Origin of the sequence: Rahnella woolbedingensis (assembly GCF_003602095.1) — a bacterium.
Lineage (GTDB): Bacteria > Pseudomonadota > Gammaproteobacteria > Enterobacterales > Enterobacteriaceae > Rahnella > Rahnella woolbedingensis.
The window spans coordinates 21716-37383 of record NZ_RAHH01000021.1 but is presented as its reverse complement, the minus strand read 5'-3'; the positions used below and the strand labels follow the sequence as shown (position 1 = coordinate 37383).

General features: G+C 50.8%; 13 protein-coding genes. 10 read left to right on the top strand and 3 right to left on the bottom strand.

Annotation, left to right across the window (positions count from 1 at the left end; all coding sequences use genetic code 11):
- The first annotated feature begins 90 nt into the window (after positions 1–90).
- From yrfG to D6C13_RS17185, 6 genes are all read left to right on the top strand, one after another.
- Complete coding sequence (yrfG, locus tag D6C13_RS17210) at positions 91–780, top strand: GMP/IMP nucleotidase (protein WP_120133931.1); 690 nt, start codon at positions 91–93, stop codon at positions 778–780.
- Positions 781–804: 24 nt separating this feature from the next.
- Positions 805–1209 (top strand): ribosome-associated heat shock protein Hsp15, encoded by a 405-nt coding sequence (gene hslR, locus D6C13_RS17205; RefSeq protein WP_120133930.1) that lies wholly within the window; start codon positions 805–807, stop codon positions 1207–1209.
- 77 nt (positions 1210–1286) lie between these two features.
- Positions 1287–2171 carry an Hsp33 family molecular chaperone HslO gene (hslO, locus tag D6C13_RS17200; RefSeq protein ID WP_120133929.1) on the top strand — a complete coding sequence of 295 codons (885 nt, stop codon included), beginning with the start codon at positions 1287–1289 and terminating at the stop codon, positions 2169–2171.
- Positions 2172–2397: 226 nt separating this feature from the next.
- On the top strand, positions 2398–4020 hold the full coding sequence (pckA, locus tag D6C13_RS17195; protein WP_120133928.1) for a phosphoenolpyruvate carboxykinase (ATP): 1623 nt from the start codon (positions 2398–2400) through the stop codon (positions 4018–4020).
- Positions 4021–4123: 103 nt separating this feature from the next.
- Positions 4124–4336 carry a FitA-like ribbon-helix-helix domain-containing protein gene (locus tag D6C13_RS17190; RefSeq protein ID WP_120133927.1) on the top strand — a complete coding sequence of 71 codons (213 nt, stop codon included), beginning with the start codon at positions 4124–4126 and terminating at the stop codon, positions 4334–4336.
- A complete protein-coding gene (locus D6C13_RS17185) occupies positions 4333–4812 on the top strand; it encodes a PIN domain-containing protein (protein ID WP_120133926.1) in 480 nt (159 codons plus the stop codon). The genes D6C13_RS17190 and D6C13_RS17185 overlap by 4 nt, the downstream gene beginning before the upstream one ends.
- A gap of 602 nt (positions 4813–5414) precedes the next feature.
- Here the strand turns inward: D6C13_RS17185 and envZ are convergent.
- Together envZ and ompR are read right to left on the bottom strand one after the other, a co-directional pair.
- Positions 5415–6776: a two-component system sensor histidine kinase EnvZ gene (gene envZ, locus D6C13_RS17180; protein ID WP_120133925.1), complete on the bottom strand. Its 1362-nt coding sequence runs from the start codon at positions 6774–6776 to the stop codon at positions 5415–5417.
- On the bottom strand, positions 6773–7492 hold the full coding sequence (ompR, locus tag D6C13_RS17175; protein WP_009635740.1) for an osmolarity response regulator transcription factor OmpR: 720 nt from the start codon (positions 7490–7492) through the stop codon (positions 6773–6775). Before ompR ends, envZ begins: the two co-directional genes overlap by 4 nt.
- A 658-nt stretch (positions 7493–8150) precedes the next feature.
- Between ompR and D6C13_RS17165 the strand changes: the two genes are divergently transcribed.
- The 4 genes from D6C13_RS17165 to D6C13_RS17150 all read left to right on the top strand — a co-directional run bounded on the left by D6C13_RS17165 (position 8151) and on the right by D6C13_RS17150 (position 13197).
- Positions 8151–8705, top strand: coding sequence for a fimbrial protein (locus D6C13_RS17165; RefSeq protein ID WP_120133923.1), 555 nt, complete (start codon positions 8151–8153; stop codon positions 8703–8705).
- A gap of 95 nt (positions 8706–8800) precedes the next feature.
- Entirely contained in the window at positions 8801–9487 is a 687-nt protein-coding gene (locus D6C13_RS17160) for a fimbrial biogenesis chaperone (protein ID WP_120133922.1), read from the top strand.
- Between the two features lie 55 nt (positions 9488–9542).
- The gene (locus D6C13_RS17155; RefSeq protein WP_120133921.1) at positions 9543–12083 is read left to right on the top strand and encodes a fimbria/pilus outer membrane usher protein; all 2541 of its coding nucleotides are present in this window, start codon (positions 9543–9545) and stop codon (positions 12081–12083) included.
- A 10-nt stretch (positions 12084–12093) separates the two neighbouring features.
- Complete coding sequence (locus D6C13_RS17150; protein ID WP_244212712.1) at positions 12094–13197, top strand: fimbrial protein; 1104 nt, start codon at positions 12094–12096, stop codon at positions 13195–13197.
- Positions 13198–13246: 49 nt separating this feature from the next.
- Here the strand turns inward: D6C13_RS17150 and pbpC are convergent, their stop codons facing one another.
- Positions 13247–15616: a penicillin-binding protein 1C gene (pbpC, locus tag D6C13_RS17145; RefSeq protein ID WP_120133920.1), complete on the bottom strand. Its 2370-nt coding sequence runs from the start codon at positions 15614–15616 to the stop codon at positions 13247–13249.
- Between the last annotated feature and the right edge of the window lie 52 nt (positions 15617–15668).

The following is a 15668-nucleotide window of genomic DNA, read 5'->3' as shown; positions in this document are numbered from 1 at the left end:
AGATTGTGCTACCCTGATGCCCTTCCCTGCTTTTACTTTTTCTCTCCTGCGGCGCACGCACCACTTCAGCCGTCAGGACATGGAGTTTTCATGCCCCCTGATTTTAACTGGAATTGCATTGATACCGTTTTGCTGGACATGGACGGCACGCTGCTGGATCTGGCCTTCGACAGTCAGTTCTGGTTGCAGAATGTGCCCTTAGCACTCAGCCAGCAACGGTCTATTCCGCTTGAAAATGCCCGTCAGGTAATTCATGAGGAATATCTGGCTGTTCAGCACACCATGAACTGGTACTGCTTTGATTACTGGAGCGAGCGGCTGGATATGGACATCTATCAGATGACCACTGACATCGGCAAAAATGCGCGACTGCGAGACGATACGCTGCCATTTTTAACGCATCTTCGTGAAAGCGGACGCCAGACCATTTTGCTGACCAACGCGCATCCGCACAGTCTGTCCGTTAAAATTGAGCACACCGGTTTAGACCAGCACCTTGATTTATTACTTTCTACCCACACATTTGGTTATCCGAAAGAAGATCAGCGCTTGTGGTCTGCGGTACAAAAGCAAACGGGCTTTGATCCTGAACGGACTTTATTTGTCGATGACGGAGAACCCATCCTGAATGCGGCAAAAACCTTCGGTATCCGCTATTGTCTGGGTATAGAAAATCCGGATTCGACCATGGCAGATAAGTCATTTCAGGGCCATCCCTCAATTAATGACTTCCGTAGCCTGTTGCCTTCGATTCACCCCGTAACAGGCCCGGCTAAATAATTCCGGCAGGTTCAGGGGAGAAAAATGAAAGGTAAAACGGACGACGACGATAATGCAGTACGTCTTGATAAATGGCTGTGGGCGGCTCGTTTTTATAAGACCCGCGCGCTGGCACGCGAGATGATTGATGGCGGCAAGGTGCATTACAACGGTCAGCGGGGGAAACCCAGCAAGCTGATGGAACTGAATGCCGAAATCACGCTACGTCAGGGAAATGACACAAAAACGATCACCGTTCTGGGGCTAAACACTCAGCGCCGCAGCGCGGAAGACGCACAGAAACTGTATCAGGAAACCGACGCAAGCATTGCCAGCCGGGAGAAAATCTCCGAGGCGCGAAAAATGAATGCCATGCCGCATCCGGACCGACGCCCGGACAAAAAGGAACGGCGGACCCTGATCAAATTTAAATATGGCGATTCCGAATAAATCCAAAATCATTCGAGTTGCATCAAGGCAGCAACTGAAGGATGAAGGATTTGAGTTCGCTAAACAGAGAGAAAATTATGTCTAATCACGACCAACTGCATCGCTACCTGTTCAATCATCACGCCGTTCGCGGTGAACTGGTCTCGCTCAAAGAAACCTTCCAGCAGATTGTTGCCGGTCATGACTATCCGGCAGAAGTGCGTAATCTGCTGGGCGAAATGCTGGTAGCGACCAGCCTGCTGACCGCGACACTGAAATTCGACGGCGATATTACCGTACAGCTGCAAGGCGATGGCCCGCTGAAACTGGCCGTGATTAACGGGAATAACAAACAGGAACTGCGCGGTATTGCGCGTCTGCAAGGTGACATCACCGAAGGCTGTTCGCTGAAAGAAATGATTGGCAACGGCTACATGGTGATCACCATTTCCCCGAGCGTCGGCGAGCGTTATCAGGGCGTGGTGGGTCTGGAAGGTGAAAACCTGGCCGAATGCCTGGAAAACTACTTCATGCAATCCGAACAGCTGCCAACCCGCATTTTCATCCGTACCGGTGAAGTGGAAGGCCAGCCAGCGGCAGGCGGTATGTTGTTGCAGGTTCTGCCCGCTGAAGATACCGATCCGGAAGAATTCAGCCATCTGGCGCAGCTGACCACGACCATCAAGGCTGAAGAGCTGCTGAACCTGCCAGCGAATGAAGTGCTTTATCGTCTGTATCATCAGGAAGAAGTCACTCTGTACGAACCGCAGGCAGTCTGTTTCCGTTGTACCTGTTCGCGGGAACGCTGTGCGGGCGCGCTGCTGACATTGCCGGATGAAGATATTCTCGAGATGCTGGAAGCTGACGGCAAAATCGAAATGCACTGTGATTATTGCGGTGCAGATTATGAATTTGACGCGATGGACATGGCGACGCTGAAAGCGGGCGGAGATGTTCACTCCTCAGATGACCACGTTCACTGATCGTTAACAGTTTAATATTGAGGGACTTTTCACCGAAAAGTCCCTTTTTTATTTCTTTTGCATAACCTTTTTGCATACCTTTCGAGTTTTTCATCACAATTCTGGAAAAACATTTACATCTCCCGTTATTCTTTGAGATTTGTCGCGGTTAAAACGCGATAAATACCTACAATAACAACTGATTTATCCCTACCGAGGGATTCAAAGTTCAGTGAGGAGCAGGGAAATGCCTACGACTATCGGGATCACCGCCGAAAAACTCGCCCTTTATGGGATCCATCAGAATAGCGAAATCGTCTATAACCCTGATTACGAAACTCTTTTTAATGAAGAGACGGCGCCGGGTCTCGAAGGCTTTGAGCGCGGGCAGGTAACAGAACTGGGCGCAGTCAATGTCGATACCGGTATTTTCACCGGTCGTTCGCCGAAAGATAAATACATCGTCCGCGATGACACCACCCGCGATACGCTGTGGTGGTCTGATCAGGGCAAAGGCAAAAATGATAACAAGCCGATGTCACAGGAAACCTGGACGTCACTGAAGGCTCTGGTCAGCAAGCAGTTGTCCGGCAAACGTCTGTTTATCATTGATGCTTTCTGCGGCGCAAACGCCGATTCCCGTCTGAAAGTCCGCTTTATTACCGAAGTCGCCTGGCAGGCGCATTTCGTCAAAAACATGTTTATCCGCCCCACGGAAAGTGAGCTGGAAAACTTCGAACCCGATTTCATCGTGATGAACGGCGCGAAAAGTACCAATCCTGACTGGCAGAAACAGGGGCTGAATTCAGAAAACTTCATCGCCTTCAACCTGACCGAACGTATTCAGCTGATCGGCGGTTCATGGTACGGCGGCGAAATGAAGAAAGGCATGTTCGCCGTCATGAATTATCTGCTGCCATTGCAGGGCATTGCCTCGATGCACTGTTCGGCTAACGTCGGCGAAAAAGGCGATGTCGCGGTATTCTTCGGGCTTTCCGGTACCGGTAAAACTACGCTGTCGACGGATCCGCAACGCAAACTGATCGGTGACGATGAACACGGCTGGGACGACGATGGAGTCTTCAATTTCGAAGGCGGCTGCTACGCTAAAACTATTAAACTCAGCAAAGAAGCCGAACCGGAAATCTTCAAAGCCATCAAACGCGACGCATTGCTGGAAAACGTAATGGTCAGCGAAGACGGCAAAATCGATTTTGATGATGGCAGTAAAACCGAAAACACCCGTGTTTCATACCCGATTTACCACATAGATAATATCGTGAAGCCGGTTTCAAAAGCCGGGCATGCCAGCAAAGTGATTTTCCTGACCGCAGATGCGTTTGGTGTGCTGCCGCCGGTCTCGCGTCTGACGGCTTCACAGACGCAATACCATTTCCTGTCAGGTTTTACTGCCAAACTGGCGGGCACTGAGCGTGGCGTCAATGAACCGACTCCGACATTCTCCGCCTGTTTCGGTGCCGCGTTCCTGATGCTGCACCCGACGCAATACGCCGAAGTGTTAGTAAAACGCATGGAGGCCGCCGGTGCGCAGGCTTATCTGGTGAATACCGGCTGGAACGGTACCGGCAAACGCATCTCGCTGAAAAATACGCGTGCGATTATCAATGCCATTTTAGATGGCACCATTGATGATGCCGAAACGTTCACACTGCCGATGTTTAATCTGGCGGTTCCGGTTGAGTTGCCAGGCGTCGACGCTCATATTCTGGATCCGCGTAATACTTACGCCAGCCGCGAACAGTGGCAGGAAAAAGCAGAGCATCTGGCGCAGCTGTTTATTGATAACTTTGATAAATATACCGATACCCCGGCGGGCGCCGCGTTGGTCAGCGCCGGACCGAAGCGGTAAACAGGCAATAATCTCTCATCAGGCGCGGGCTTCCGCGCCTTTTTTATTGCAACCGGTCCGGCAGCATTTCAGAATGACTGCATTGCTGTCAGAGGAACCTCATATGGCGACCATTACCGTTCGTAATCTTGATGACGATGTGAAAGAACTGCTGCGTATCGCGGCGGCCAAAAAAGGTCACTCGATGGAAGAAGAAGCACGTTTGATCCTCAAACAGGCGTTAGTCCCCACCCAGCCTGACTTTGGCCTTGGCAGCCAGCTCCGCCAGCGTTTTTCCACCGTGATTGCCGGGCCACTGGAACTGCCACCCGAATGATTATTCTCAACACCGCCGTCATTCTTGAGATGATCAATCCCAGGCCACAAAAGAACGTTCTGCAATGGCTGGACGCACAGGACACCACACAGCTGTACCTGACCAGCCTGAGCGTGGCGGCCCTTTTCACCTGGGTTGAGACATTGCCAGCTCATCAGCCAAAAGCCGCGCTTTCACAAGTGTTGCTGGAGATGCTGAATCAGGATTTTGCTGGTCGCTTATTATCGTTTGATGCGGCAAGCGCACTGTATTACCCGCGGGTGGCAGCTGCGTCAAAAGCGGCCAATATTGAGATGCCGGAGCGTGACATTCAGCTGGCGGCTATCTGCCTGAATCATCATGCGACTCTGGCGACGGATCATGCCGACGTGTTTACCCACACGGACATCGCACTGGTGAATCCGTGGAATGCGGGGGATACGCCGAGATGGCGGGAAGAAGCGGCAGAGTATTATGTGATGAGCAGGAAGAGCTGAATAGTGGGTTGCCATCCGAACGTGAGCTGTCGCCCACACCGCCTTGGGTCAAAACCGTGAGCTGCCGCCCACACCGGCCTTAAGGGTGGCTTATCGCCACCACCCTTAAGAATCCCCGGCTCTTTTACTGCGCGCTATCGCGGGTACGACGGGCATGTTCTGTTGCTTTAGCGTGTGGCGCAAAATGTCATCGCGAGGCGATTCCCGAATTTCAGGATTCGAGCCTTGAGTCTCGAACCATTCATTCGGTGCCATTTTTGAGCACGCCAATCTACATTTCTAAAAGATACATCCATTCTGCTTTTGGATTTAAGATTATGCGGGCGATTCAGAAATCTTGCTGAACGGAGCGGCTTCGAGACCTGTGGCTCGAAGACCGAGAGAAGGTACCGCGTAGCGGCAAGATTTCCAGCCTGTCGCGGTGGATACTGAAACATAGCCAGCGAGCGTAGCACGTGTTGAAAAAGCGAGGAGGAATCCAAAGGAGGAAAAGCACTTTCCTCCTTTGGGCGGTTTCGGCGCAGCGCCATAAGTGAGAACCGCAATTGAGAAACCGAAACTTTCACCCGTCTGAAAAACGGGATCATTAAGGCTCCCCTTAATCAAACTGGCTTCTGCTGAACCGCCACCGCTTTCAGCATCTCCACCGGTAACGGCAGATACGCACGAATTCTTAATCCGCCACGGTCACTTCTCCCAATATCCAGCGTGCCGGAATGGGCATCCACAATACGCTGAATAATCGCCAGGCCCAGACCGGTGCCGCTGGTAGTTCGGGCACTTTCACCGCGCACAAACGGCTGGAAGAGATGTTTAAGCTGGTCCGGTGCAATCCCCGGCCCGTCATCTTCAACCTGGAACCATGCGCGCTGGAGTTCACGACCGCTGCTGACTTTAATCCAGCCATCTCCGTAACGGGCGGCGTTGACCACCATATTCACGACAGCACGCTTGATTGAAAGCGGGTGCACATTCACCAGCAATTCACCGTCGGCCAGATCAGAGTCTATTTCACGTTCGTAACCACTTTCTGTCGCGATCACTTCGCCCAAAATACCGTTGAGATCGGTGATCTCTGTCGGCATTTCCTGGCCGGTGCGCAGATAGTCGATGAACTGCTCGATGATGGCGTTGCACTCTTCGATGTCTTTGTTAATCGACTCGGCGAGATAGCCATCACCATCACTCATCATTTCAGTCGCTAAACGAATACGCGTCAGCGGTGTTCGCAAATCGTGGCTGACACCGGCCATCAGCAAGGTACGGTCATCGGCCAGCAGTTTAACGCCCGCCGCCATCTGGTTGAACGCGCGCGTCACAGAACGCACTTCAGACGCACCGTATTCCCGTAATGGCGGAGGAATAATGCCTTTGCCCACCTGTAACGCCGCGTGCTCCAGCTCCACCAGGGGTCGGTTCTGGATACGGATAAACAGCCACGCGCCACCTATCGCCAGCAACATAATCGCCAGTGTGTAACGGAACAGCGGGGAGAAATCGCCCTGATGGATTTCAGTAAGCGGAACGCGTACCCAGATGTCAGGCGACAGCCAGGTTTTCAGCCACACAACCGGGGTATTTTTATTCACCTCGACGCGCACATCGGTAGGACCACCGAGCTGCTGCGCCATCTGCTGACTGAGGAATTCGTAGTGCTGCGCCCAGCGCAGACCACTCTCCTCGGCGGCAGAGTTGGTATAAAGGGAAATGCCCAGTTCGCGGTAAATTTCGCGACGAAATGCCGGTGGCACTGCGAGCAACGTACCATCTTCCAGTTGCAACCGGTCGGTCATCAGCATACGCACTTCGTATGCCAGGACCTTATTGAACTGCTGCAGACTGGGAAGAATGGCGAAGTTAAGCACCACCAGATAGGTCGTCACCAGGCTGACGAACAGCAAGGTGACGATTAATAACAGTGTTCGGGCAAACGAGCTACGCGGTGAAAAGCGTATTCGTTTCATGCCTTACTGCCGTCCGGCACGAATACGTAGCCCAGACCCCATACGGTCTGAATGTAACGCGGATGCGCCGGATCTTCTTCTACCATACGACGCAGACGGGAAATCTGCACATCGATAGAACGTTCCATTGCACTGTATTCACGACCACGAGCCAGATTCATCAGCTTGTCACGGGACAGCGGTTCGCGCGGATGGCTCACCAGCGCTTTCAGGACGGCAAATTCACCGCTGGTCAGTGGCATAGGTTCATCTTCACGGAACATTTCGCGTGTACCGAGATTCAGTTTGAATTTACCAAACGAAATCACCGCTTCTTCCTGAGAAGGCGCACCCGGCAACTCATTGGCCTGACGACGCAATACGGCGCGGATACGGGCCAGCAGTTCACGCGGGTTAAACGGTTTTGGAATGTAGTCGTCGGCACCAATTTCCAGGCCCACGATACGGTCAACTTCTTCGCCTTTTGCGGTGACCATAATGATCGGCATCGGGTTACTTTGGCTGCGCAGACGGCGGCAGATAGACAAGCCATCTTCGCCAGGCAGCATCAGGTCGAGAACCATCAGATGGAATGACTCACGGGTCAGCAGGCGATCCATTTGTTCAGCATTGGCAACGCTACGCACCTGGAAGCCCTGTTCAGTCAGATAACGTTCTAAAAGTGCGCGAAGGCGCATGTCATCATCGACCACCAGAATCTTGTGATTTTCTTGCATTTAAATCTCCCAAAGGCGTGAATGCCTGAAGCTTGTATTGTTAGAAATGTCAGCTAAAACAGACAGCGTTTAATGGTATATATTCTAGACGAAATTGTAACAATGATTATGGATTTCCTAATTTATCAACAATATCAGAGGAATCTTCTGCCACCTAAGGTTGGTTTGTTACGGTTTGTCGTCGACGACTTCGGAACATCCTCAGCGCTACACCCCCCCCCCGCTGCTCATAAATTGTTCGTTCTTGTCTTAGAAGTTCGGTAAAGGGACACTTTGTGAAACCAATCCTTCTTCAAAGCGACTCAATATATAACCACAGCCGCCTGCGCATTAATATTTAAAGAATCGGGTACCTTTACATGACTTCTATTAAAGCGATTAATTAAAAATAAAGTATACTCCCTGCTGTTAAATTTTAAATTTCCAGAAAATAGAATGATCAATATTATGAATTACACAAGACCAATAAATCATGGAAACAAATATATACTTTGTATTTTTATATCAAAACTGTTCACTACAGAACCCATACCCTATTCAACCGATAAAACAGTTGATAGACTCCGTTTTACACAGACGCTTCATTAATATTGCTTACCTATTTTTAGGTGCATCTGTGCTTCAACCTTCAATGTTTTATTTCAGAATGGATGCGAAAATGAAAAAGACAATTAAACTCGTAGTTGGCGGATTGCTCCTTGCGTTAGCGGGAAGCAGCTATGCAATAGATGGGAGAATCAACTTCACTGGTGCTATTATTAAAACAGCCTGCGTCATCAATAATGGCAGCGATGTTGATGTTCAGTTAGGGACTTATTCCGCTGCTCAGTTTCAGCAAATTGGCGATACTTCGCCTGAAATCCCCTTTACCCTACCGCTGACAAATTGCCCTGTAGCACAAAAAGACACTGATCCAGTGCCACACTTTGTCATCTGGATGGAGGCTGACGCTGTGGATGCTACTCATCCGAATCTGGTCAAACTGGCGAACTCCTTTGGTGATCCGATGGCAGACGGTGTAGGCATTCAGATTATGGATGCGGCGACAAAACAAGTCATGCTTCTCAACACGCTGCCAACATTGAGTTATGACATCAAAACAGCCACGATGAATATCAATCTTCTTGCGAATTACCAGTCATTCAAAAATCCAACCGACATTACCGCTGGACCGGCAGATGCCAGCGTTAATGTCACTCTGGATTATCGTTAAGAAATAGAAGTCCCGGCAGATTCTTTACAGAATCTGCCAATAATTTTATTAGACTCACCTTTTATTCATATCACTTACCCAAGAGTAATAAAGACATGCATGAACTGATACGCTTTATTATTAAAATTTCGATAATATTTTTTACTTTCATTCATGCAAGCTATGGTGGGGGAATTCTTGTCGGCCAGACCCGTGTCATTTATGATGCCGATAAGAAAGAAGCTTCATTACCACTAAGCAATAAGTCTGAAAAAAACCCTTTTCTTATACAGTCATGGATTGAGAACGGTGATACTAAAACTCGCGGACCCTTTGTTGTAACGCCCCCGCTGTTTCGCCTCAATGCAAATGAAGACAGCAGTTTACGTATCTCATATACGGGAGGTGAATTACCTAAAAACAAAGAATCTGTATTTTATATTAATGTAAGGGCAATTCCATCAACACCTAAAAACAGCCTCAATGAACTCAGACTCATTATAAATACCCGGATAAAACTCTTCTACCGACCGTCTGGCCTGGAAGGGAAACCTTATGACGCTTACAAATTGCTGCAATTTTCCCGCACGTCAGGCGAGCTGATTATTAAAAACCCCACACAGTTTTATGTGGTTTTCAGCTATCTCATGGTCGGAACTACCCTGTTTAAAGATGTGGAGATGGTAGCTCCGGGCGGACAGCTCATCGTCAAACTGCCGGAAAGTAATCTTAGCAATATCATTGAATGGAGCGCGATTAATGATTATGGAGGCGATTCCCGGCCAGAAAAACGAGTGCTCTAGCAGCCACAAAAAACAATCAGTCAGGCAAGCCTTTTGAAGTTCAGGGACGATAACAATGGTTCACCCTCCGTTTCCAAAACATCCGGCCCGCTGCCGGCACCAGATTCATCAGCGCCGTTTTTTTTTGCTGTTCTGCATAACGGGTTTTGTGAATATCTGTGCAATGCAGCTTAAACCGGCGAGGGCTGCAGAAGCAGTTTATTTTGATCCCAACTATCTACAGCGTACAGGTCAGGAAACGGGGAATGTCGACCTCTCGGTATTTACTCTTAGCGATAAAGCCCAAGTTCCTGGCGTCTATGACACAGCGATTTATGTTAATCATGACAAAGTCCTGCAACAGAAAATCCGCTATGACACGATGCCTGATGGATCGTTGGCTCCGCAAATTTCGCCTGATCTGCTGCGAGCCCTGGGTGTGCGGGTCGATGCTTTTCCGGCATTATCCCACCATAAGCACGATGCACCGCTCGGGCCTTTAACGAATTATATTCCTGCGGCAACTGCCACTCTGGATTTCAACCGCATGAAACTCGAGGTCAGCATTCCGCAGGCTGCAATGGATAAAAAAGCGAATGGCTATGTTGACCCCCAAAGATGGGATGATGGTGTCCCGGTCCTGTTTTCCAATTATTCATTTTCAGGGGCTCAGCGTAAGAGTCGAAATGGCACTGATGACTCAAACCAATATCTGAACCTGCAAAATGGGTTTAACGCCGGCGCATGGCGCTTTCGTAACTACAGCACTTACAGCAGCAGTGACGGTCAGCAAAGCTGGGATGCCATCGCCAGCTATGTCCAGAGAGACATCAAGCGGCTCAAATCCCAACTACTCATCGGGGAGAGCGCAACTCCTGGTGATTTATTTCCCAGTTTACAGTTTACGGGGATTCAGCTCGCCTCAGACGACAATATGCTCCCTAACAGCCAGCGTGGGTTTGCCCCAACTATCCGGGGTATTGCCAGTTCTAACGCAGAGGTTACCGTCCGCCAGGATGGCTACATTATTTATCAAAGCTATGTCGCGCCGGGTGCCTTTGAGATAAATGATTTATACCCCTCTTCATATAGTGGCGACATGGAAGTCACCATCAAAGAAGCCGATGGCAGCGAACGTAAATTCAATCAACCGTTTTCCGCGGTACCGATCATGCAACGTCCCGGTCGCCTTAAATACAGCACCACTGTCGGGAAATATCGCTCTACGGATAATGAGGATAAGGAACCTGATTTCGCACAGGGAACGGTGATTTATGGCATCTCGAACGAAATTACCGTTTACGCCGGCACACTAGCTTCGCCAGATTATCTTTCCGCCATAGTGGGTACAGGGTTTAGCTTGCTGTCTCTGGGATCTGTTTCTTTCGATATGACCCACGCGCAAACCCGGCGAGACAACGGACAAAGCGACAGCGGGCAGTCCTATCGCATTCAATATTCAAAAAACGTTGAATCGACTGATACTAATCTCACCCTCGCCAGTTACCGCTATTCGACCAGTGAATTCTATGATTTTGATGAGGCCAATCAGCGCCAAAATGACGATGATTCACAAGATAGTCATAAACGCAGCAAGCTGCAGCTCAGCATTAACCAGACGATATGGGAGGGAGCCAGCATATATGTTACGGCCTATCAGCAAAGATACTGGGGCGAGAGTGAGCAGGAAAAAAACCTCTCGTTCGGACTCAACACCAGCCTGAATGGAGTCAGCTATAACGTTTCTTACTCCTACAGCAAATTGCAGGGAGAAGATGATGATCAACAGGTAGCTCTGAATATCCGCATTCCGCTAAGCCGCTGGCTGCCGAATAGTTGGGCTACTTACAATGCCACCCATCAGAAAAGAGCAGAAACCCGGCAGCAAGCCGGACTCACTGGCACCTTACTTGATGATAATCGCCTCAGTTACTCACTACAGCAAAGTCATGCTGATCAGGGTGGCAGTGATAGCAGCAGCCTGAATGCCTCTTATCGTTCGGCGTACGGCACGCTCAATACCGGCTATTACTACGATAAGGATTCGCAGCAAAACAGCTATGGTCTGGCCGGCGGAATTGTCGGGCATTCCCATGGCATCACACTTTCCCAGCCATTAGGGGATTCGTTTGCACTGATTGATACCAACGGAGCGAGCGGCGCGCGTGTCCAAAATATCCCCGGTGTCAAAACCGACTGGCGCGGTTTCGCCATAGTGCCTTATCTCACGTCTTATACCGAAAATCACATCATGCTGGACACAACCACGTTGCCCGCCGATGTCGATGTTACGCAAAACTCTGAACTGGTCATTCCGAATAAAGGGGCCATGGTCGTCGCACACTTTGATGCACACGTTGGCGTTCGCGCGCTGATTACGCTTACCCGGCCGGCCGGTAAAAAAGTGCCTTTTGGCGCAGTCGCTGTGAGCGAAGATCAGACTCTGGAAAACATCGTTGATGATGGTGGCGTGTTGTATTTATCCGGGATCAAAACGGATGAACCGACGGTTATACACGTGAAATGGGGAACTTCCGCCAGTCAGCAGTGTAAAGCCACGCTTAATCTGCAACCAGCAGCTTCTCAGATTCAGTCCGTTACAGCCTTATGTCTTTAAGGAAATTCACATGAAAATAACCAGACGCGAAATATCCGTCGCTTTGTTCTTAGTGACTGCGTTTCTCGCGGGGATGTACTCTGCGCAGGTTCGGGCGGGGGCTGCGACTTGTGAACCAACGAATGGCAGCGCTGTGTCTTATGAAAATTCGCTGATACGTAATTTGCTCAGACAGGATAATGTCAAAGGTGCATCCTTCGCTCAGGCGATGAACAGCCCTCAGCAAAGCTATCACATCAGCTGTAATTGCTCGGATTCAGATGCCTCCGGTGCCAACGGTGTACTCATCATGTATAGCCTTGTGTCCTCCCTGCCGCTCGGACATGCGACCAATTACTATAAAATTAGTGATCATCTTGATCTGATGACACAAATTACTCTCCCCAAAAATGGTGATGTGACCGTCCCCACCAGTAAAGCCGTCAGTGACGGTATCCATCACTGGGACAAAGACGGCACTGGCATTTGTCAGCAGCAAAAGACTCAGGATACCTTTGTCACCGGCTCGCAAGGGGTTCTGACGTTTTATCTCACGACCCCATTTGTGGGGGAAATCGATATCCCACGAACAGAAATTGCCAGAGTTTATGCCTCCTCGGCAACAACAGCGACAAGCGCGCCACCGCTAGGTTCTCCTGTCGCTATTCTGTATATCAGCGGGACACTGACTGCCCCACAAAGCTGTGAAATCAATCAGGGTGAAGTTATCTCAGTTAATTTCGGTACCATTCAGGCCAGCCACTTCACTAAATTGAATAATGCACCGGATAATTACCGGCCAGTGACATTTGATATCAAATACGACTGCTCATCTCAGGGATTGCCGGCGATCCCAACAGGCGACAAATTACTGATGCTGCTAGACGGAGCAGACGTGGAAAATCAATATTATCTGGTTGCCCGGCGCAGGCCTTCTGACAATAAAGCAGATATTGGCATTGTCGTTGAGGATGCTTCAGGAATTTATGTGCCCTTCCAGCAAGGCGTTTTACCGATGAATCAAAACGGACTAGGCAAAATTACGCTGACTGCAATGCCGATAAATCTGGTGGGTGGCGAACTGGATACCGGTGAATTCCAGGCAATGGCCACCCTGAGAGTGGACATACGCTGAAGCGGTCATTGTGCCGCGCAACACTCTCTAATGTGCGCGGCCAGATCCCTCAGTTCACAATCTCAATACTGATTAACCGGCTGTCAGCGCGTCCGTGATCGTCCACGGCGCGGATGCGGTATTGCCCGTTATTAATGGGTTGCCAGTCGATGGCGGATTTGCTGGCCGAACTGCCAAGGTAAATATCATCGACAAACCAGTACACCGTTTTACTGTCCGCATCGGTTACGGCGTTAAAGGAAATCCGGTCGCGACCCTGCTGAGACTGGCGCAGCGTATAAGTGGTATTTTTCAGTGGCGAGGTAATGCGCGGCGGATTGCCGCTCACGTCCACGCCCTCATCTTTGCAGTGGTTCACCGGCGGTTTGCGTTTAGGTAATCCGGCCTGAGCAAAAACGTTAGCCAGATCCGATGGCCAGAACTCAAACACTTCCGTACGGGTTTCGTCCTCGTCATAAGGCGGGCAGGCGACTTCTCCGGTCAGTTTATCAAGGCGCACCGGCCGGTATACGGTATCGACTTTTATCGGAGACTTGCCGGGAATAAACCAGGTTTTCCCTTTCTGCTGGCACCACGGCGTCGGTAAATCACCGCTGGCCAGGCAGATATCTACCCGCTTCAGTCCTTTTGGAAAGGGGCGTTTAGGCTCCTGCAACGCAGGGTAACTGGCGGTAATGCTGTCGATAATGTTGAAGAACAGCGGCGCGGCGGCGTCGGCACCGACAAACACGTTATTGCCTTTGCTGTCGAAGTTCCCCTCCCATACCACTAACACGTAAGGCCCGAAAATACCGACACTCCATGCATCGCGAAAGCCCCAGGACGTGCCAGTTTTCCAGTACACCGGCAACGAGGACGGCGCCTGAGCCAGCGTATCGCCCGGACGGCGATGCTGACGCAGCATATCCAGCGTCATAAAGCTGGCCTCTTCACTCAGCAACCGGACAGAAGTCGTCAGTTGCGGATCGTTTTTTTGCATGCGCAGTGGTTGCAGCACGCCGCGGTTTGCCAGCAATGCGTACAGTTTTGCCAGTTCCTGCATCGTCACTTCACCGCCGCCCAGCACCAGCGACAGGCCGTAATGGTTTTCACTGGCCATATCCGCCACGCCGGAAAGCCGCAGGAACTGATAAAACGTCGGCTGGCGCAGCTGGGATGCCACATACACAGCGGGAATATTGCGGCTGAAATTCAGGGCATCGGTGGCAGTGACCGGGCCAAGGAAGCGCCGGTCAAAATTCTCCGGCGCGTAAGCCCCAAAAGCGGAAGGCACGTCTTTCAGGATGGTCATCGGATGTAACACGCCCTGCTCCATCCCCAGCGCATAAATAAAGGGCTTGAGCGCTGAGCCCGGCGAGCGTTTGGCATTAGTACCGTTCACCTGCCCCTGAATGTCGCGGTTGTAATAGTCGGCGGAACCGACCAGCGCACGCACGCCCATATCGCGGGTATCGACCAGTAAAACGGCGGCGTTGTGAATACCACGGCTTTGGTTGCGGGTAATAAACGCGTTGACCTGTCTCTCTGCCAGCCGCTGCAAACCGGCGTCTATCGTGGTGTCAGTCCGGGTATCAATACCGGCAAACTGCTGATTCTGCTGACGAAGCTGCTCGATAAAATGCGGCGCGATATAGGGCATCTGTTCCGGCTGACGCAGCGCCAGTGGCAATCTGAACAGGGAAATCTGACTGCTGTCTGTGGCGTAATGATTTTGCCAGCGGATGAAAAGCCGGTTTCTCGCCTGTATCAGCGCACTGCCGATAACGCCGGTTTTGGGGTCAATGCGATAACTCGGTGATTGCGGCAAAACCGCCAGCGTCAGCGCTTCCGGCAAGGTCAGGTCTTTTGGCGCTTTATCGAAATATATCAGGCTGGCCGCACCGATACTCTCAATGTTGCGACCGTAGGGCGCATAGTTCAGATAGGCTTCGAGAATGTCGTGTTTGGAATAGCTCAGCTCAAGCTGTATCGCCCGCAGGACCTGCAAAATCTTGCCCGACGGCGTACGGGTATTCAGATGCCAGTGCATACGCGCCAGCTGCATGGTGATGGTCGATCCGCCCTGCATTTTTCCGCCCGCCACATAACTGCGCCAGAATCCACGCATCAGGCTGAACGGATTGAAACCGGGATTGTAGTAAAACCAGCGGTCTTCATGCAGCAACAGTCCTTTCACCGCCAGCGGCGAAATTTGCTCAAGCGGCGTCCACAAACGATAACGATCGTCATTAGCCAGCGTGATACGCATCAGCGTGCCCTGCCGGTCGTAATAAGTTGAGGAAAAGGGTTGTCCCTGAGAAAGAGGCGGATGCGGCCAGAGCCGGCAAGCCAGTACGATCAGCGCCAGTAAAAATACCGCCATCGCGATATTTTGCAGCAGACGTTTTGCTGTTATGGAAAAGGCAGGAAAAGAGATCATCTTGCTACTCAGAACAGGTTACGCCCCGCCGTGAACGACGGGGCTACTGCGT